The 20,443-nt window shown below is 55.6% G+C and carries 11 protein-coding genes and 1 tRNA gene; 5 read left to right on the top strand and 7 right to left on the bottom strand.

What is annotated here, in order from left to right; all coding sequences use genetic code 11:
* Both H7U12_RS17225 and H7U12_RS17220 read left to right on the top strand, forming a co-directional pair.
* Nucleotides 1-3,102, top strand: a complete 3,102-nt coding sequence (locus H7U12_RS17225; RefSeq protein WP_186640311.1) for an efflux RND transporter permease subunit — start codon at nucleotides 1-3, stop codon at nucleotides 3,100-3,102.
* A 24-nt stretch (nucleotides 3,103-3,126) separates the two neighbouring features.
* Nucleotides 3,127-4,458, top strand: a complete 1,332-nt coding sequence (locus tag H7U12_RS17220) for a TolC family protein (RefSeq protein WP_186640309.1) — start codon at nucleotides 3,127-3,129, stop codon at nucleotides 4,456-4,458.
* Nucleotides 4,459-4,742: 284 nt separating this feature from the next.
* Here H7U12_RS17220 and H7U12_RS17215 read toward each other — a convergent pair whose 3' ends face one another.
* From H7U12_RS17215 to H7U12_RS17190, 6 genes are all read right to left on the bottom strand, one after another.
* Nucleotides 4,743-5,261 carry an acyl-CoA thioesterase gene (locus H7U12_RS17215; protein ID WP_186640307.1) on the bottom strand — a complete coding sequence of 173 codons (519 nt, stop codon included), beginning with the start codon at nucleotides 5,259-5,261 and terminating at the stop codon, nucleotides 4,743-4,745.
* 40 nt (nucleotides 5,262-5,301) lie between these two features.
* The gene (locus tag H7U12_RS17210) at nucleotides 5,302-5,913 is read right to left on the bottom strand and encodes a TetR/AcrR family transcriptional regulator (RefSeq protein ID WP_186640305.1); all 612 of its coding nucleotides are present in this window, start codon (nucleotides 5,911-5,913) and stop codon (nucleotides 5,302-5,304) included.
* 362 nt (nucleotides 5,914-6,275) lie between these two features.
* Nucleotides 6,276-9,152: a TonB-dependent receptor gene (locus H7U12_RS17205; protein WP_186640303.1), complete on the bottom strand. Its 2,877-nt coding sequence runs from the start codon at nucleotides 9,150-9,152 to the stop codon at nucleotides 6,276-6,278.
* 409 nt (nucleotides 9,153-9,561) lie between these two features.
* Nucleotides 9,562-9,632: transfer RNA gene (locus H7U12_RS17200), tRNA-Cys, on the bottom strand.
* Nucleotides 9,633-9,887: 255 nt separating this feature from the next.
* On the bottom strand, nucleotides 9,888-11,252 hold the full coding sequence (gene chrA, locus H7U12_RS17195; RefSeq protein ID WP_186640301.1) for a chromate efflux transporter: 1,365 nt from the start codon (nucleotides 11,250-11,252) through the stop codon (nucleotides 9,888-9,890).
* A 59-nt stretch (nucleotides 11,253-11,311) separates the two neighbouring features.
* On the bottom strand, nucleotides 11,312-12,175 hold the full coding sequence (locus H7U12_RS17190; protein WP_186640299.1) for a chromate resistance protein ChrB domain-containing protein: 864 nt from the start codon (nucleotides 12,173-12,175) through the stop codon (nucleotides 11,312-11,314).
* A 533-nt stretch (nucleotides 12,176-12,708) separates the two neighbouring features.
* Between H7U12_RS17190 and H7U12_RS17185 the strand changes: the two genes are divergently transcribed.
* From H7U12_RS17185 to H7U12_RS17175, 3 genes are all read left to right on the top strand, one after another.
* On the top strand, nucleotides 12,709-14,130 hold the full coding sequence (locus H7U12_RS17185; protein ID WP_186640297.1) for an FAD/NAD(P)-binding protein: 1,422 nt from the start codon (nucleotides 12,709-12,711) through the stop codon (nucleotides 14,128-14,130).
* Nucleotides 14,131-14,416: 286 nt separating this feature from the next.
* Nucleotides 14,417-16,231: a hypothetical protein gene (locus H7U12_RS17180; protein ID WP_186640295.1), complete on the top strand. Its 1,815-nt coding sequence runs from the start codon at nucleotides 14,417-14,419 to the stop codon at nucleotides 16,229-16,231.
* A 227-nt stretch (nucleotides 16,232-16,458) separates the two neighbouring features.
* Nucleotides 16,459-16,908, top strand: a complete 450-nt coding sequence (locus H7U12_RS17175) for a 6-pyruvoyl trahydropterin synthase family protein (RefSeq protein WP_186640293.1) — start codon at nucleotides 16,459-16,461, stop codon at nucleotides 16,906-16,908.
* A gap of 389 nt (nucleotides 16,909-17,297) precedes the next feature.
* On the opposite strand, the gene H7U12_RS17170 is transcribed toward H7U12_RS17175, so the two are convergent.
* Nucleotides 17,298-20,264: an FAD-binding and (Fe-S)-binding domain-containing protein gene (locus tag H7U12_RS17170; protein ID WP_186640291.1), complete on the bottom strand. Its 2,967-nt coding sequence runs from the start codon at nucleotides 20,262-20,264 to the stop codon at nucleotides 17,298-17,300.
* Between the last annotated feature and the right edge of the window lie 179 nt (nucleotides 20,265-20,443).

Below are 20,443 nucleotides of genomic sequence, written 5' to 3'. Positions count from 1 at the left end.
ATGAGTTTATCCACCACAAGCATAAAACGGCCCGTCTTCACGATCGTGCTTAACCTGCTCCTCATGCTGTTTGGGGTGATTGGGTACACGTTCCTGGGCGTACGGGAATATCCGTCCATTGACCCGGCCATCGTGTCAGTGAGTACCAGTTACTCGGGCGCGAACTCAGACATCATTGAGTCGCAGATCACGGAGCCGCTGGAGAAAGCCATCAACTCCATTGACGGTATCCGGAACATTTCCTCGTCCAGTAACCAGGGCCGCAGCAACATCAACATCGAGTTCAACCTGGAGAAAAACCTGGAGGAAGCCGCCAACGACGTGCGCGACAAAGTATCACAGGCCGTAAGAAGCCTGCCCGAGGACATTGACGCGCCACCCGTAGTTTCAAAAGCCGATGCCGACTCGGAACCCATCATCACCATGACGGTGCGCAGCGCCAACCGGGACGCCCTGCAACTCTCTGACTACGCCGAGAACGTGATCTCGCAGCGCCTGCAAACCATACCCGGGGTAAGTAGCGTGCAGATCTGGGGCCAGAAACGGTACGCCATGCGTTTATGGCTTGATCCTATGAAACTGGCCTCGTACGGCTTAACCGTAGGAGACGTACGCACCGCCCTCAACCGCCAGAACGTGGAGTTGCCAACCGGTAAGGTCAGCGGTAGCAACACCGAACTTACGGTAAGAACCTTAGGTAACCTCTCCAACGAACAGCAGTTCAACGACCTGATTATCTCTTCTGAAGGTGAAACCATCACCCGTTTCAGTGACATCGGCCGGGCTGAGCTTGGTCCTGAGAACCTGGAAACCAAGATGACGGAATCGGGCGTGCCCATGGTGGGGATGGCGATCATTCCGCAGCCGGGTACCAACTACTTGGAGATTGCCGGCAACTTCTATGACCAGTTCGAGAAGCTCAAGAACGATGTTCCCAAAGACATCCAACTGGACATTGTGATGGACAATACCATCTTCATCAAGAAATCGGTGACCGAGGTAGCTGAAACCATCCTGATCGCTTTGGTGCTGGTGATCATCATCATTTACCTGTTCTTCCGGGACTGGGGCATCGCCTTCCGTCCGTTGATTGATATTCCAGTTTCGCTCATTGCCACATTCTTCATCATGTACCTGGCGGGCTTCTCCATCAATGTCTTGACCCTGCTGGCCATTGTACTAGCCACCGGTCTGGTGGTGGATGACGGGATTGTGGTCACGGAGAACATCTACAAGAAAGTAGAGGAAGGCATGTCGCCTATTGAGGCGGCCATCAAAGGCTCCAATGAGATCTTCATGGCAGTTATCTCCATCTCCATCACGTTGGCCGCGGTGTTCCTGCCGGTTATCTTCTTAGAAGGGTTCGTGGGGAGGCTGTTCCGCGAGTTTGGGGTGGTGATTGGCGCAGCGGTGTTGATCTCGGCCTTCGTTTCCCTGACCTTAACCCCCATGCTGAACGCGTACCTGATGAAAGGCGGCGAGCAGAAGAAATCCAAGTTCTACAACTGGACGGAGCCCATGTTCCAGCGGATGAACAGCGGCTACGCCGAGGCGCTGGCCGGTTTCATGAAACGCAAATGGCTGAGCTTCCCGGTGATCTTCGCCTGTCTGGGCTTGATTGTGTTGTTCTACATGACCCTGCAGAAAGAGACCGCCCCTTATGATGACCGCGGCATGCTGCGCGTGATGGCGACCGCCCCAGAGGGCGCTTCCTATGAGTACATGGACAGTTTCATGACCGAACTTTCTGCCCTGGTAGATGACTCCATCCCCGAAAAGCAGGTGAACCTGGTCATTACTTCCCCTGGATTTGGGGGCTCCGGCTCCGTGAACAGCGGGATGATGCGTCTGGCCCTGAAACCGCAGGAAGAACGGGAACGCTCCCAGAAGGAAGTGGCCGACCATTTGTCTAAACTGACCCGCCGGTACCCAGAAGCCCGTACAAACGTGATTCAGCAGCCCACCATCTCGGTGAACCGCCGCGGAGGACAGCCAATCCAGTACATCATTCAGGCCCCCAACTTCCAGAAGTTGCAGGAGAAGATCCCGCAGTTCATGGAAGCCGTTGCGAACGACCCTACGTTCATGCAGCCAGATGTGAACCTGAAATTCAACAAACCCGAGATCAACATCACCATTGACCGCGAGAAAGCCCAGAGTCTGGGAATCTCCGTGATAGACGTGGCGCAGACCTTGCAGTTGTCGTTAAGCGGGCAGCGTTTCGGGTACTTTTTGATGAACGGCCGCCAATACCAGGTGATGGGCCAGTTTGACCGCCCAGACCGCAACGACCCCATGGACCTGACCTCGCTGTTCGTGCGGAGCTCCACCGGCCAGTTGATTCAGCTGGACAACCTGGTCACCATGGAAGAACGCAGCAGTCCGCCGCAGTTGTACCACAACAACCGGTACTTATCTGCGACGGTATCGGCGGGACTAGCTCCGGGTAAAAGCATTGGTGACGGCATTGAAGCCATGGATGCCATCCGTGACAAAGTACTGGACGAAACCTTCTCCACCGACTTAGGCGGCGAATCCCGCGACTTCGTGGAAAGTGGTTCCAACACCATGTTCGCCTTCGGGTTGGCCTTGCTGTTGATCTACCTCATCCTGGCCGCCCAGTTCGAGAGCTTCATTGATCCGTTCATCATTATTCTGACGGTACCTATGGCGGTAGCCGGGGCCATGCTGTCGCTGTGGCTGTTCGGGCAGACCTGGAACATCTTCAGCCAGATAGGGACCATCATGCTTATCGGGCTGGTAACCAAGAACGGTATCCTGATCGTGGAATTTGCGAACCAGCTGCGGGAGGAAGGCAAGTCCCGGATGGAAGCCATCATGGAAGCCTCGGAGGCGCGCCTTCGGCCTATCCTCATGACCAGTTTGGCCATCGCCCTGGGCGCCTTGCCTATTGCGCTGGCTTTAGGAGCGGCCGCCCAAAGCCGTATGGGCATGGGCGTGGTGATTGTGGGCGGCACCATTTTCTCCTTGGTGCTGACCCTGTTCATTATCCCGGCCATCTACTCCATGTGGTCTAAGGAACGGAAACACCACCCCGAGTTTGACCACATTGAAGAGTACGAGAAAGCGGTTGCCCACTAATTCATTGATCGAAGAAACCCTTTTATGTTAAAATATACATTTGGTTTCCTGAGTCTCTTCTTCCTCAGCATGCTTTTAGGGGCAAGTGAGGCGAAGGCTCAGGAACTACTGACCCTGGAAGATGCCGTCCGGATTGCGCTGGAGAGAAACTATGACATCAAGCTCTCGGCCAATGACCGCCGCATCGCGGAAAACAACGTAAGCCGCGGCAATGCGGGCATGTTGCCCACAGTAAGTGCAACGCTGAATAATAATGGCTCGCTTCAGAATAGCACCCAAGACCGCGGTGATGGCAGGCCTGTTAATGAAGTAAGTTGGGGAAAGAGCTCAAACCTTAATTATGGCGTAGGCCTGAACTGGACCGTTTTCAACGGGTTTGCCATGTTCATCCGCTATGAGCAATTGCAGGAACTGCAGAAACTGGGCGAGTCTAACTTCCAGCTGACGGTGCTTTCGCGCGTGGGCGATGTCATGAGCACGTTTTATGACCTGGTGCAGCAACAGCAGCAACTCCGGGCCTATGATACGGCCATCTCTCTTTCACGCCTGCGGGTGACCACCGCCCAAAACCGGTTCGAGATTGGAAAGGCAGCCCGCTTAGAGGTGCTGAATGCCCAAGTAGACTATAATACCGATACCACTAACTTCTTGCGCCAACAGGAGTTATACCGTAACACCCAGATTACCATGAACGAGTTATTGGTGCGCGATGTCAACATCCGGTTCACCGTTCCAGACGACATCCTGATTGATGACCAGCTTACCCTAGAGGCCCTTTCTGCGCAGGCGGCCAAACTCAACCCATCTTTGAAATCTGCGGTGCTGAACCGCCGGATTGCAGAACTGGACGCCAAAATAATTAGAGCCAATCGGTTGCCGGTCATTGGGGTGAATACGGGGTATAACTTTTCTAAAAACCAAAATGCTTTATCACCCTTAGGATTCACCTCCATTTCTTCTGGTAACGGATTAACGTATGGGGTCACGGCCTCTGTCCCTATCTTCACAGGGTTTAACCAACGTAGAAATGAGCAGAACGCCAACATCCTCATCAACAGCGCCCGGTTGCAGTTTGAGCAGGTCAATCAGAACATCAATGCGCAGTTAGCCTCGGCGTTTCAGACATACCAGACCAACCTTAGTCTGGTGAGACTGGAAGAAAACAACCAGCGCATTGCCCGTCAGAACCTGGACATCACCATGGAGAAATTCAGGTTAGGCAGCATCACCACGGTGGAGGTGCGCGACGCACAGCTGAACTACGTGAACGCCACCGTACGCTACAGCAATGCCCAATACCTGGCCAAGGTGAGTGAAGTCACCTTAAAGGAAATTGCCGGCACGCTGAACCTGTGATTTACACGCAAACGAAGAAGCGTTTGGGGCCTGTTTTCTGGAAAACAGGCCCCAAACGCTTTTTTATGCCTTAGGAAGAGGAATCTACCAGAATGCCCGAGGAGTTGTTGTCCTGTGGATAAAGTCTTGCTGTGGTAGGTTATGATAAGTGCTTGGCCATGCAGATCATGATCTAAATGGAGTTCCGTTTAGGGGCAGTTTTCCAAAAGAAAGGCGAAAACTTACCATCCGGGCGAAAACTCACAGCCGAAGGCCAGCAGAATGGAGACAGTCCCTCCCGAGGATTATTGGGCGCTCACCGCCTTCATCTGGTCACGGAGTTGCTTGACGCGGTCTTCAAACAGCGCCGGGGTTTCTTCTTTCACCACTACTTCCTCAAACAAGGCCATCAGTTCGGGTTCATGGGTGGCGCGGGCGGTTTTGCGCACGTCAATGTACACGAACTTCGTCCAGAGCACCGCTTTGAGCTTTTCCTTTTTCTCGTCCAGCATGATATGCTCCACCAGCATACTGGAATCGGTGACGTGCCGGATGCTGGTTTGGATGGTCACCAGTTCCCGCACCACCGCCGGGTTCAGGTACACAATCTGGTTTTGGCCCACGACCCAGGCGCGGCCCGTCTTCCGGAAGAACGCGTGGATGTCCAGCCCGTAGGCGGCTTCCACCTGATCTTCGCGCTCGTTCTGGAAGTAGTTCAGAAAGGCGCTGTTGTTCAAATGCCCGAACGGGTCACAGTGATCGAAACGGATGCGGGTCTGGCTTTCCAGCACGGTGGGTTTGGGAGAGGAAGTAGTGGGGATCATAGTTTCAAGTATGTTTTAGGAGCAATTTTCTGAAAAGAGATTAAAACGAGCCCAGCTCCAGGTGCAGCCAGCGTTCCAGTTGGTTTAACACGGTGTGCAGCGGCTTTTCGTCGCCATACGCTTTGGCCAGCAGAATGCCGCCTTCTACCGTGGAGATGAAGAACGTGGCGACTGCAGCGGTATCGGCGGAAGCCCGAAATTGGCCCTGCTCTTTGCCTAGCTCGACCAGGTTGCGCACGCCTTTGTGCAGCCGATTCAGTACCCGGATGACCCGCTCCTGCAGGGCAGGCTGGTTGTCATCGGCTTCCACGGCGGTATTCATCAAGGGGCAACCTCCGGCAATGATGGGGTTAGAGAGATAGGCGCGGTAAAAGTCCAGTAAAGCGCGTAGTCGATCACCGGCTTTCTCGTACGGTGCCATGGCGTTGCCCACCCGCTCAATCAACGTCTGCGCGGCAAACTCAAAAGCGGCCACGGCCAGTTCTTCCTTGCTCGCGAAATGTCCGTAGAGGCAGCCTTTGGTCACTCCCGTGGCTTCGATCAGATCCTGGTAAGACGTTCCCGCAAAGCCTTTCACGTTGAAAAGCACCGCTGATTTCTCAATGATCAGTTGACGGGTCCGCTCGGCTTTGGTGATCTGGGCTGGTTTCATGGCTCAAAATAAACCAATTGGTTTATTGCAACCTAACCTTTTCGCCAAAGAATTTTGCCCTTGGGTTCGTTTCGAAAAGTGACGGAAATGAAAAAAGCGGTTTTCCGCCAGAACACCCCCTTAGCTTGTGTTCTTCCGGAAGAAAACCGCTTACTGTTTTTGACCTGTTTTCCTAAAAACGGCCCTAAAACGAACGGGGCTTTGCCCCTGCCTCAGCTGAGAATTCAGTTGCCCAGATACTTCTACCCCAAAGCCGTTTTAGGCCCGATTTCTGAAAAACACCTTCAAATCAGGAATCAAAAACCGGGCAACGGCTGCGGAGTTCTGGAAAGAAAAAAGGGTGGAGAAACCACCCTTTCAATCTACTTGGAAAGCAATCCGTCTAGAGTAAGAGCCACGTAGTACAGCCCGCCAATGGTAGGCCCCGCGGCGTATTGGATGTAGCGCTGGTTGAAGAGGTTGGTCCCTCCAGCTTTGATGGTGATTTTGCTTTCGGGCACCCGAAGTGTCACCTGGGCATCTACGGTGCTGTAAGCCGGAACGGTGCCGTTGGCCAGCGGACTCTCCCACAGGAATGAGTCCTGCCAGCGCCATACCACGTTAAAGCCCAGGTTCTTCAGCACTTCGCGGTTCCCCAGCGAGACGTTGGTGATCCAGTTGGGTGTGTTGAAGGCCGTCACGAAAATGTCTTTCTCCTCATTGGTTTTGATGGCGTTGTAATTCACGTTCCCCGAGAGGGTGAATTTCTGGTAGAAGTTGTAGGTAAGCCCCAGCGACGAGCCGTAGTTGTTGTACTTGTTCCTGGCGTTGGTGTACACGCGGTAGCGGGTCTGCTGCCCGTTCCGGTTGGCGGCCAGCATGGCCAGCACCGCTTCATCGGTGCCCACCTGCACGCTGTTGCCTTTGGGCACCGCTACTTCCACCTGGCCCAGAAATCCGTCATACACGTTGGTATAGGCATCGATGTCCACCACCAGTTTGCTCCCGAACAACACACTCTTGTAGCCCACTTCAAACGAGTTGATCTGCTCCGGCCTAGTGGCCGAGAGGCGGGTGATCTGCAGCACCTGGCGGTTTTTCAGGGCGGCTTCGTTCGTAGTCAGGCCGGAGGTCACGTCTCTGTTCACGGCGGCGTTGAAGTCATTCACCGAGGCCAGCGTGTACGAGTTGTCCAGATAGCCCAGGCCTTCGTTGATGTACGGCAAACCACCCACGCGGCGCACGTTTCCGTTGTTCACGTAAGAAACGGCCTCAAACAGCGCCGGAAACCGGAATCCGTTTTGGTACGAGGCCCGGAAGTTGTGCTTCTCCGACACGGTGTACACCGCTGCGATTCTGGGGTTCAGCTTCGGGTCGAACTCCGGGTTGTAATCCATCCGCAGTGAACCGAACAGCTTCAGTCGGTCGCCCAGCAGAGTTCTGGTCAGCTGCGCGAAGGCGCCAAATTTCTTGTAGTACACGTTGTTGCCGCCGGGCAGCGTACGCTCCTCAATGGGCCGGGTGAAATCCACGAAGTTGTTCCCGTCCGGAATGACCTCGTACACCCGCGCATCGGCCCCTACCAACAAGTTGGCGAACTTGATATGATCAGTGAAATCCCACTGGGCATCGGTGTGGTAGAGGCGGCTTTTCTGGGAGAGCCACGCGCCGCCGGTGGCCGGAGCGCCGGCCACCACTTTGCCGTGATCCCAGTTGTTGATGTCCCTGATGGTGCTCTTCAAGGCGTTGAACTCCGGAGTGCCCGGCTCTACCCTACCGGCATCGGCGGCTTGCCGGGCCTGCTGCATGGCCGTGACCAGATCAGTGCCGGCGTTCAACTGGGTTTGCAGCGCCGTCTTGAATTTGGCGCCCCACTCGCTGTTGGAGCCGCCGCTGGTGATATCCAGGTTGTCTACCATGGGTTTCACGTTGTAGGAGTCGCCGGTATTTTCAATGGACACGTACGACCGCACAAAGTAATTGGCGCCTTTCAACTCCACACGGTGGTTCTGCACCACCACATTGTCCAGCTGAATCTTGTTGCCCCGCTGGAACACCCCGTCCATCTTCCCGATGCGGTAGCCATAGGAAACTTCGGCGTTATCGCCGAGGCGGTAGTGCAGGGCAGCATCAAATTTGAGGTTGTCTACGCGCGGGCTCACCACGTCTTTCTCCCAGTATCCGGTTCTGCGCACCAGAAACGTCTGGTTTTTGCCGCCGTATTGCACGCCGCTAATGGTCACGGCATTGTTGTTCTCATCGCCGTACTTGTTCCAGGCATCATAGGCGGGGTTGTTGGCTCCGTTTAGCTCCGGGAAAGAGGGGTTGGCGGTGTTCAGGGTGTTGGGGTTCTGGTCATCGGGGGAATTGGAGCGCCAATCGGTGCCGTCCATGTAACTGGCGTTGACCTTGAAGGCCCAGTTGTCTTGGAAGGCTTTGGCGTACCTCACGGCGAACTCAGACAGAATGCTGGGCTCGGTGTCAATGCGGTCTACGTGGTTGATACCGGTTTTCTGGTAAACGCTCAGTCCCTGGTACAGGAAAGAACTTTTGGTGATGAGGTTGGCCATGCCGTTGATGGCGTTCATGCCATACAGCGCCGAGGCCGCGCCCGGGGTGATCTCCACGCTTTCAATGTCCAGCTCCGTAGGCCCAATGGCGTTGCCCAGCGGTACGCCCAGTGTGGCGGCCTGCATGTCTACGCCGTCTACCAGCTGCATGAACCGGAAGTTGTTGGGAATGTTGAAGCCCCGGGTATTGGGCACTTTGAAGGTGAGGCTGCTGGTGGTCATCTGCACGCCTTTCACGTTTTCCAGCGCGTCATAGAAGCTGGGCGCGGGCGTTTCCTTAATGGCTCGGATGTCCAGTTTCTCAATCGCCACCGGCGATTTCAGGATGCTTTCCTCTACGCGGGAGGCGGTCACCACCACTTCCTTGCCCAGCAAGGTTTGGGTCACCAGCGAGATGTCCAGCCGCGCACCGGGCTCCGTGATTTCAAATTCCTGCGGCTGGTAGCCCACCATGGACACCACCAGATAAAACGGAAACTTCAGTTTGGTTTTCAGGGTGAACTGGCCGGAGGCGTTGGTGGCGGTTCCGGTCACTGTGCCGCGCACGTATACGCTCACGCCCGGCAGCGGCTCCTGGGAGCCTTGCTCGGTCACCCGGCCGTTGATTTCAATCAGGTTCGTTTCCTGGGCGTGCAGGGTAAAAACCGGTAACGTAAGCAGAAGAAAGAGAAGTAAACGTCTGAATTTCATAACGATGGTAAAAAAGTAAAAGACAAGAAAAACGGATGCTGCAAGCGGTTAGCGGCAACAACAACTGGGGTGAAGCGGAAGGAAGCAGCACATTTGGTTTCTTCTCTGGATTACTTTTAAAACATCTGGTCTCATACATCTGGTTGGTTGAGGCGGCTGGTAGCGGATCCATTCAAGGAAGCCACTTCCTAAAGAATTTGTGTTACCTGCGGGTAAATTCCCGCTTCAGGCAGAAGCAGCTCCGGGAAAAGAGCAGAGACAAGCCCTTACCCTTGCCCCGCTCTCTCCCCGAATCAGGCCCAAACCACCGGAGTTTCTGGGGTACTTTTCCAAAAATCGCCCTAAAACAATCCTCCCTACAGAGCGACACCTACGTAGGCCGGAGGATTATTCCTACAGATTTCTCCTGCGGTCACGGGCGGAATCGAACCGCCGTAAAAGACTTTGCTGGTCTTTGCCTTGCCTCTCAGCCACACGACCTATTTTTTCTTCTCTACCTCTGGGTAGCAGCTCCCCATTTCTCTTGCCTAGATAGACCCTTGGCTTACGCGTCAGGGAGGAGCAACTACTTAGATACTCTTAATCTCTATAGATGTAGTAGACAAATAGAAAACTTTTGCATGAGACCGCCAAACTTTTTCTTCCAAAATTTCAGATTTATTTTCTCAAGCTACTAAGCAAGTGTTCGTTAGCAGCACAGCTACTGCCTTCCGTTTTGGGCACTGTTCCGGTAAACTAAGCGAAAAACAGAAGATAACGCAGCAAGCCCGCAACGGCACTAAGGCCAATCCAGGGCATCATGCCCACTTTGAAGCGGTACATGGCCAGAAACGATACCACTAGCCAGACCAGAGCGAAAGCGTCAAGGCCGCGCAGGGAAAGCCCCTCGGGGAACAGCACCGCCACTCCAAAATACACCGTCAGGTTGAGGACCACGCCCACCACGGCGGCCGTCACTACACCCAGAATGAATTTCACGGCGGCGTTCCCGCGGGTACGTTCAATGAGGGGCGCACCCGCCAGAATAAATAAAAAGCAGGGCAGAAAGGTGTAAAAGGTGGTGGTGAGCAGCCCCAGCGCGCCCATGGCCAGAGAACCTTCATAGTGGTTAAAGCCAGCCATGAAGCCCACAAAGGCTAGCACCATGATCAGGGGTCCGGGCGTGGTCTCGCCCAGGGCCAGGCCGTCTATCATCTCGTAGCGCGAGAGCCAGTCAAATTTCTCCACGGCCACCTGCGCCACGTACGGCAGCACCGCATACGCCCCGCCAAACGTGACTAGCGCGGCTTTGGTGAAAAAGACCACCAGGTGGCTCCAGAACGTGAACTCCCGGGTGAGCAGGTAAAAAAGGCACAACGGCACCGCCCACAGCAGCAGCGTAGTACCCAATCGCGCCAGCGTTTTCCCCCAGGAGAACCCAGTTCCTACCACTTCGCTGCCCGCGTGCAGGTAATAGCTTTCCTCGTCCTGAGCCTGTTGCGGAGTGGTCTCTTTTTCCTGAAACAGGTTTGGAGTCACTTTTCGCAAAACTATCGCCAAAACGATGGCGGCCAGGATGATCAGCGGAAACGGAATCTTCAGGAAGAAAATGGCCACGAAACTGAGCAGCGCCAACCCGTAGTGGAACCAGGTCTTCAGCGATTTGCCGGCAATCTTCAACAGCGCCAGCGCCACAATGGCCACCACTGCCGGCTTGAGGCCGTAAAACAGCGCGGCCACCCACGGAATGGTCCCGTAACTCACGTACGCCGCACTCAGGCCCAGCAAGATGAACACCGAGGGCAGCACAAAGAAAATGCCCGCCACCAGACCGCCGCGCACGCCGTGCATGAGCCAGCCCAGGTACGTGGCCAATTGCTGGGCCTCGGGGCCGGGCAATAGCATGCAGTAGTTGAGCGCGTGCAGAAACCGGGAATCTGAGACCCACCGCTTCTGCTCCACCACAAAGGCGTGCATGATGGCGATCTGCCCCGCCGGTCCCCCGAAACTGATAAAACCCAGCTTCAGCCAGAACAGAAACGCTTCCTTGAACGAAGGTTTCTCTGGCGCGGCGAGTCTCTCTTTTGGCGAAGAAGCAGTGTCTGGCATCTTGGTTTCCATGGTCGTCCTGAATTTATATGCAAGGGTACGCTTCTCCTTCTACGCAAGCTAGAACAGCGTTAACCTTTGGAATCTGGTTTACCTTTCTTTAAACTTTTCTGGTACGCAGACGGGCTTTGCCCCAGATGCTGCCGAAAGATGCGGGTGAAGTGACTCTGGTCTGAGAAACCGGTGAGGTAAGCCACCTCGGCCAGGGTGTAGCCCGAGGTATGCAGCAGGTTCAGGGCTTTCTCTATGCGCAGTTTCCGGATGTACTCCCCAAACGACAGATTATCAAAATACCTGGAAAACGCCCGGGAAACGTAGGCCGGGTGCACATCCAGCGCTTCCGAGATTTCCTTTAGGTTCAGGCTCAGGTTGGTGTCTATCTGGTCCTGGATAATCTCCTTCAGGTGCTGCGCCCACGCGGGCACTTTCTGCGCCGATTCTTTTTTCTCCTGGAGGTATTTTTGGTACACCTCCAGAAAAAGCTTCTCAGAAGGATGCGTGGTGTGTTTCTGGTGCTGCAGGTGTTTGGCCCAACTGTACAGCCCGTCATACAGCACCATGGCTTTGTCCAGCAGCTCGTGGTCATCTAAGATATTGAACGCCATGCCGTGCGAGATCGCCCACAGCCCCGCCGACTGCGCCGCCAACGTGTGGTCATCGGTATCAGCACCGCGCACAATCACCGCCATGGTCTGCAACGCGGGGTCCTGCAAATCGAATTTCTTCAGGAAATAATCAAAGGTGCAGTGGTCCTGGTAATGCGAGTACTCCACGCCCGGAATGTCAAACGGAATGGCGTCCAATTCCTTGGCCTGGTCCAGCACCTGATGCTCGGGCACGTAGAGAATCTCCGCGGAGGAATCAATGAACCGCCGGATGAGCCAGGGACAGGCCAGCCGGTCAATCTTGGGGCGCTCACGGGTGATCCATTTCATGGGCTCTGGTGTAAAAGCAGGAATCAGGTAGAAATCAGCCCGCTAAAGATACAGGTTCCGAGGTTTCGGTTTTAGGCTTGTTTTCTGAAAACAGGTCATAAACTGATTTTCCGATAGGTTTTGCGAAAATGACCACCAAACCCAAAAAGCCACCTTGCCCGGGATACCTGCTTTCTCTATATTGAACGGATTTGATTTGAAAAACCCACTGGATTGGGCATCCACTTTCACCAATAAGAGAGGAATCCGGCTTCTGTTTTCGGACTATTTTACGAAAGTACCTCGAAAACAGCGGTCCCGACCGCCGCTTGTGCCGGGGCCAGCACTGCAATTGCAAAACGAAACAGGTGTATTGCCTGCTGGCTGCACGGCGTTGGAAAAAGTTGGCAGTCGCAACCCCAACGGCTTAACCGCCCGAACACGCTTCCGTATAGGTACAGATTCGCTGCGCCCCCTCTAACATCCCGCAGTATTCTGGGTTAGAGCCTGCCTTGACACGTTCTCTTTTTCTACGATACCCGAAACTTGTGACCATGGAGCATACACGTATTGTCCTTGTGGGGGGCGGCCTGAGCGGCACCCTGACGGCCATTCACCTACTGAAAGCAGCCCGGGAAAAAACCACGGTTTACCTTCTGGAGAAGGACGCCGGCAAAATGAACAGGGGCGTGGCCTATAGCAGCAGCCTCCCTTTCCAGCCGCTGAACGTGCCCGCCTACCGCATGAGCCTCTTCCTGGACCAGCCCCATGATTTCGTAGAATGGCTCCAGGAAAATCGGCACCGCTACCCAAAGGCCTTGCCCCAGCCCGTCACCCCAGATGATTTCATCCCGCGGCACATCTTCGGGGATTATGTCGCGGACCAGCTTTTACACGCTGAGGCTGGCGCCTCCCGAAACGTGCGCCTGGTGCGGGTGCCGAAAGAAGCAGTTGCCCTACAACAGTGCCCCGGCTCGTCAGATTTTTTAGTGACCCTGCAAGACGGCAGCCAACTGGAAGCGCAGAAAGTGGTTCTGGCCTTCGGGAACCTGGCTCCCACCAACGTGCCCATCCCCAACCAATCCTTTTACCAGAGCCGCCACTACCAAGCCACGCCGTGGGCGACGGAGGTGCTGGAGACATTGCCGCGGGAAGCGTCGGTATTGCTCATCGGCTCCAGCCTGACCATGGTGGACCTGGTGGGCAGCCTCGCCGCGAAAGGACATACAGGTCCGCTACACGTGATCTCGCGGCACGGCATGGTGCCCCGGGCGCACTATCTGGGAACTCAACCGTATCCCATCCAACCGTTGCAGCGGCAGGGCCATCTCACCCCGCTGGAGGTGCTGCGCGCCGTGCGCCAGGAAATCAGGAAAGCGACCGCCGAGGGCTATACCTGGCACAGCGTGGTAGATGCCCTGCGGGAATCCATTCCCGTGCTCTGGCAGAATTTTACCCTGGCAGAGAAAAAGCAATTCCTGCGCCATGTACGACCGTACTGGGAGGTGCACCGGCACCGCATGCCCCACACCTCCGCGCAGTTACTGCAGGCCTTACAGCAGAAAGGGCAACTGGACGTCAGGGCGGCCGCCCTGGTGAATATGCAGGAAAACGGCACTAAAGCCCAGGTCCAACTCAGGGAACGCCGAACCCACCAACTGCAAACCCTGGAGGTGGACCTGGTCATCAACTGCACCGGCCCGCTCTGCGACTACACCAAAAGCCACGAACCGCTGGTGAAAAACCTGCTCAGTCAAGGGCTAATCTGCCCAGATGCCCTCCGGATGGGGCTTTCCGCGGCCCCATCCGGCAACCTGCTCAGCTCTGATGGCTTTCCCGTTGAGAATCTCTACACCCTGGGTCCGCCGCTTAAAAGTGAGTTCTATGAATCTACCGCGCTGCGGGAGATCAGGCAGCAAGCCGCCGCGCTGGCTGGTCTGCTCCTCTCCGGCGAAACCATGCTGGCCGCCCTGTAAACGCCTCCTTTTATCCTCCTTTTCTTCAGAGGTTACTTTCTAGCCTGGGCGGGTTCTTTCCCGCCCAGGCTTTTTGCGCCTGTTTTCCCAAAACGGCCATAAAACCCGCGTCTGCCTTTCGCGGGAAGCAACGCGATCATCGGGGTTATATAAAAAAGACGCTATATAACAATGACCAGCATCATCTGCGGGGTTGCGGCTGCTCATCTGCGTGACGCCCCATGGGTGCCTACCTTGTGCACTCCTTCCATCTTAGCAGGAAATTCAATTAATTTTAGTGAACACCATGTCCTTTCCTTCTCTCCATACCTTCCACATCCCGGTAATGGGATTAGCCTTTTCCATTGATTCGCCCCTGAAAGTAGCCCGGTACGGCATCTCCTCGGTGCTCTCCCTCGCCGATGACCGCCTGCTGGAGGAAATGCGGCTCTATTACGCCTCGTTGTACCAACGGCCGTTTGCCCCCATCTCTGAGAAACAGGAAGATTACCGCGCCCAGCGGGTGACGGCCTACCTCAATCTGGTGGACGAGCTGGTGCAGGAGCAGATGGAGAAGGTACGGCAGGAGGAGTTTGCCCCCGGCACCCAGCTGACCAAGTACTTCGAGCTGCTGCCCGATGACTCTCCTTTGCGGATTCTGTACCAGCAGATGCTCCAGACCCCAGATGAACCTTACCGCCAGTTCTTACAAGCCCAACTGCGCGAAGCCATCGTGCCAGGCAGCATTGACGTGAACATCATGACCAAGCTGGACAAAACCAACTACGCGGCAGACGGTTCGCCCCTGCCCCAGGAATATTCCGATGCTCTGGCTGCGCTCCGCGGATTTGCCCAAAGCACCGTGAAATCTTCCATCGTGTTCTCGGCGGGCATGAACCCGCGGCTGTTCAGTTACCTGGAGCAGTTCCCGTGCTTCCTGCCCGATGCCCAGGGCGAATTCCAGAAACAGGTCATCATCAAAGTAAGCGATTACCGGTCGGCGGCGGTGCAGGGCAAGATTCTGGCCAAGAAGGGCGTCTGGGTTTCCGAGTTCCGGGTGGAGTCTGGACTGAACTGCGGCGGCCACGCCTTCGCCACCGACGGCATCCTGCTGGGACCTATCCTGGAGGATTTCAAAGCCAACCGCATCGCCCTGAAAACCGAACTCTGGGTTATGTACCAACAAGCTCTGAACACCAAGGGAATAGAAATACCGGCCTCGGCCCCGGCGCAGCGGCTAACGGTGCAGGGCGGCATTGGTACGGCGGCGGAGCACAACTTTCTGCGGGAGCATTACGGCTGCGAGGCCACCGGCTGGGGAACGCCTTTCCTGCTGGTGCCCGAGGCCAGCACCGTAGACGCCGATACCTTGACCCAGTTATCGAAAGCGAAAGCCGAGGATCTGTACCTGAGCCCGATTTCGCCGCTGGGGGTTCCGTTCAACGCCCTGCGCGGCACCACCAGCGAACAGCTCACCCACGCGCGCATTGAAAAAGGCAAACCCGGCAGCCCCTGCGTGAAAAAGCACTTGGTGTCCAGCACCGAGTTCTCAGAGGAGCCGCTATGCACCGCCTCGCGTAAATTCCAGCGCCGCAAACTGGAGCAACTGCAGCACCAGGACCTTTCCCCGGAAGCCTACAAAGCTGAAGAATCAAAACTTTTGGCCAAAGAGTGCCTCTGCGAAGGGCTGGCGAACACGGCCTCGCTGGTGTACCACCTGGGCAAGAAAGCCCTGAGTAAGCCGGTGGCCATCTGCCCCGGACCCAACCTGGCGTTCTTCTCGGGCATCTTCAAGCTACAGGAAATGGTGGACCACATCTACGGCCGTTTCAACGCCCTGAACCAGACCTACCGGCCGCACGTGTTCATCAACGAACTGAAACTCTACATCGATTATTGGAAAAACAAGAAGGCCGAGCAGCTGGAAACCCTCACTGACAAACAGGAAAAGTACCTGCAAAACTTCTGGCAGAACCTGCAAGCGGGCATCAGTTACTACAAAGAGCTGCTGCCCACGCTGTTCTCCACTGAGGAACTGGAGAAGAGAGTCATCATGCTGGAAGAACTGCTGCAAGCCGAAGACCAGTTGCTGGATGCCGCTCTCGTGCGCGTCAAAGCGTAGGCCCTTCCCCCGAAGAACTTCCGCCAACCACTGCCTTGTTTACGGGAGCTAGCGTCCGCCTGAGTCCGCACGAACCGCAGTCCAGTTATGTGTAAACACCAGCACACGCATGCTTACGTCCGTAACAGAACCGCTTCTTGATTAGAACACCTGTTTAGGGGCCGTTTATAGGAAAACGGCCCCTAAACGTACCAGCGCAAGCACCGCCTGCGCCCTTCCTTTCTGAAATGAACCGCATCCGCTTAACCCGGCGCTTCACCTTTGAAGCCGCCCACGCTTTAACCCACTATGACGGCCTTTGCCGCCATATTCACGGGCACTCCTACAAACTGGAAGTCACCGTCATCGGCATTCCGCTCACCCACTCTGAACACCCCAAAGACGGCATGGTGCTGGATTTCGGGGACTTGAAAAACCTCGTGCACACGCACGTGCTACAGCCCTTGGACCACGCCCTGCTGCTACGCGAAGACAGCTCCGCGGCTTTGCTCACGGTGCTGCAACAGGAAGGCCATAAGCTACTGCTCACCCGTTTCCAGCCCACCTGTGAGAACATGCTGCTGTACATCAAAGACCAATTGCTGCCGCACCTGCCCGAGCCGGTGGACCTGCACAGCCTCAAACTCTGGGAGACGGAGAACGCCTTTGCGGAGTGGTATGCGGCGGATAATGCGTAGAAGCTGAGATTTCTGTTTTAAAGGCTGATTTCCAGAAAAGAAGCCTAAAGCCCCTCGTAGGTCTTCCAGACACAACGAGGTCATAGGAGCAGTTTTCAAACTGGAACCAAGAAAACGGCTGGCGCGAGTCTCCAGACTCGTGACTTGGGATGCAGCGAGTCTCCAGACTCGCCGGGAACCACGGATGGTAAATTTACGAAAGGGAGTCTGGAGACTCCACGCACCGGGTGTCACGAGTCTGGAGACTCGCGCCAGAAACAACCAGCAACTAGAAACATTCAGCAACCGATAGAAGTGACCAACTGTTTTAGGCCCTATTTCCTGAAAACAGGCCTAAAACAGCAAAGCCTCTCCAGTTGGAGAGGCTTTGCTGTTTTGGATAAGAGGGCTTACTTCTTAAGCGCCTGCCAGAGGATCTCGGCGGGATGCAGGGCTTTTTTGGCAGTGCCGTCTTTGATCTGGTGGCGGCAGCTGGTACCGGCGGCGGCGATGATGGTTTCCGGGGCGGCGTTCCGGACGGCGGGGAACAGCACCAGTTCGCCTATCTGCATGGAGACATCGTAATGCTCGGCCTCATAACCGAACGAGCCGGCCATGCCGCAGCACCCCGAGGGAATCATCTCCACCTCGTAGTTCTGGGGCAGCGACAGGATTTTCTGGGTAGGCGTGAGCACCTGCAAGGCTTTCTGGTAACAGTGGCCGTGCAGTTTGATGTGCTTCTTCTCCTGCGTGAACGCATCGGCGGTGATATGTCCGTTTTCAGCCTCTTTTTGCAAAAACTCCTCTAAAAGGTACGAGTTAGCCGCTACGTGTTGAGCAGCGGGCACCAGATCGGCGGTCACTAAATCCAGGTATTCATCGCGCAGCGTTAAGATCGCCGAAGGTTCAATGCCGAGGATGGGCGTTCCGTTGGCCATGGCTTTGCTCAGGAGCTGCACGTTTTTGATGGCGATTTCTTTCGCGTCGCGCACCAGGCCTTTGGACAGGTAGGTACGGCCACTTTCCAGGTGCTCCGGTATCTGCACGGAATAACCCAAGGCTGACAGCAATTTCACCGTGGTCTGACCAATTTCTAGGTCATTGTAATTGGTGAACTCGTCGCAGAAGAGATAGACAGGCTTACCGGTTTTGGCCGCGCTGGCGTTCTCTTTCTGCCATTTCCTGAACCAGCTTTTGAGCGTGACTTTCCCAACTTCCGGTAACGAGCGGTTCACGGCGAAGCCTACGGTTTTCTTGATCAGCTTGCTGGTCATCGGGTTGCTGATCATGAAGTTGTAGACGCCGGGCACCACGCTGGCCAGTTGCTGCATCTTGGTGAAGTTGCCCACCATGCGCGTGCGCAGCGGAATGCCGTTGGCGTCATGGTAATGTTGCAGGAACTCGGCTTTCATCTTGGCCACGTCCACGCTGCTGGGGCACTCGCTTTTGCAGGCTTTGCAGCTGAGGCACAGGTCCATCACTTCCTTGATTTCCTTGTGGTCAAACTTGTTGACTTTGTCTGAGTTGGTGAGAAACTGGCGCAGGATGTTGGCGCGGGCGCGGGTAGTGTCTTTTTCCTGACGTGTAGCCATGTAGCTGGGGCACATGGTGCCGCCGCTCACGTGCGTCTTGCGGCAATCGCCGGAGCCGGAGCATTTTTCGGCGAGCCTAAGGATTCCTTCCTGGCGGGTGAAGTCAAAGAGCGTCTCCACCGGGATAATTTGCTGAGCCGGACGCTCCTCGTAGCGCAGGAACTCGTTCATGGGTGGCGTGTCCACAATCTTGCCCGCGTTGAAAATGTGCCTGGGGTCGAAGATGTGTTTTACTTCCTTCAGCAGTTCATACACCTCCTCGCCCAGGGCCAGCGGGATGAACTCGCCGCGCAAACGACCATCGCCATGTTCGCCGCTGAGGGAGCCGTTGTATTTTTTCACCAGAACCGTAGTCTCGGCGAGCACCTCCCGGAAAATCCGTTTGCCCTCGTTCGTTTTGAGGTTGATCATGGGTTCAATGTGCAGTTCACCGGCTCCGGCGTGGGCGTAGTAAGAGGCTTGCAGTTGGTGTTTTTCCAGTACTTTTTGCAAATCAGCGACGTAAGCGGGCAAATCCTCAGGAGACACGGCGCAGTCTTCAATGAGGTTTACGGGCTGGGTGTCACCGGGTAGGTTTCGGATCAGCCCGAGGCCCGCTTTGCGCACGTCCCATACGGGTTTGGTCAGAGCACCGCGCACCACCGGGTAGGCGTAGCCCAGGCCGGCGGCTTTCAGGTCAGCGATCATGGCTTCGGCTTTGGCGGTGATGATGTCCTGGCTGTCGGCCATGAACTCAACCATGAGCAGGGCCGCCGGATCGCCTTCAATGAAGAAGCGGTTGGCGTCATAGGTGCGGTGCCCTTTGGTGAAGTCCATGATGTACTTGTCCACCAGTTCAGAGGACATGGGGTGGTGCTTCAGGATGATGATGTTCGCCTCCAGGGCTTCCATGAGGGAGTTGAAATGCACGCACACCAGACCTTCCTCTTTGGGTGGCAAGGGCAGCAGGTTCAGTTTGGCTTCGGTGACAAAGGCCAGCGTTCCCTCTGAACCGGCCAAGAGTTTACAAAGATCCAGGGTGGTCTGCCCTTCGGGATCGGCTCCTTCGTCTACCAGAAAGTCCAGGGCGTAGCCGGTGTTGCGGCGGGTCAGGGTTTTCTTGGGGTAGTTTTGCTGAATGAGCGCACGGTTCTCTGGGCTGCTGATGAGGCCGTAGGTTTTGCGGTAAATCTCGCCTTCCAAGTTCTGAAGCGTGAGTTTCTGCTGCAGTTCCTGGTGCGTCAACGGCTTGAACTCGGCCTCGGAACCATCGCTCAGCAACACCTTCGCGGAAAGCAAATGGGCTCTGGTATCGCCCCAAACGATGGAGTGCAGGCCGCAGGAGTTGTTCCCGATCATGCCGCCCACCATGGCCCGGCTGGCGGTGGAAGTCTCCGGCCCGAACAACAAACCGTGCGGACGGAGCACCGCATTCAGATCATCGCGTATCACGCCGGGCTGCACGCGCACCCACTGCTCCTCGGGCTTCACTTCCAGCACCTGGGTGAAGTATTTGGAGATATCCACCACCAATCCGTTGCCTACCACCTGCCCGGCCAGGGACGTACCGGCGGCCCGGGGAATCAAGGTAATCTGATGCTCATTCGCGAAGCGGATCAACGCTTTCAGGTCATCCTTGGTCTTGGGAATTGCCACGGCGGTAGGCATCTCCTGGTACACCGAGGCATCTGTGGCATACACCCGCCGCTGCGCCTGGTGCAGGGAGGACTCTGCCTTGTAAAACAACTCGCCGGTAAGGGCGGCTTCCAGTTCAGCAAAGGCAGTATTGGTTGGGGCAGAACTCATATTTCAGTCTTAATTAAGCAAAGATAGAAAGCCCACAAGCGGATTTCTAAATAAAATTAAAAAGTACCGCATCACGGTGGTTTTCACGTGGCTGCGGCATTTGCGTTTTAGGGCTGTTTTCTGAAAAACGGGCCTAAAACACCTTCTACTTCAAAAAGCCAGGAATTCCTGCGCCTTGC

The organism is Rufibacter sediminis, assembly GCF_014269285.1.
Taxonomy (GTDB): domain Bacteria; phylum Bacteroidota; class Bacteroidia; order Cytophagales; family Hymenobacteraceae; genus Nibribacter; species Nibribacter sediminis.
This window is presented reverse-complemented; position numbering and strand designations above follow the sequence as displayed.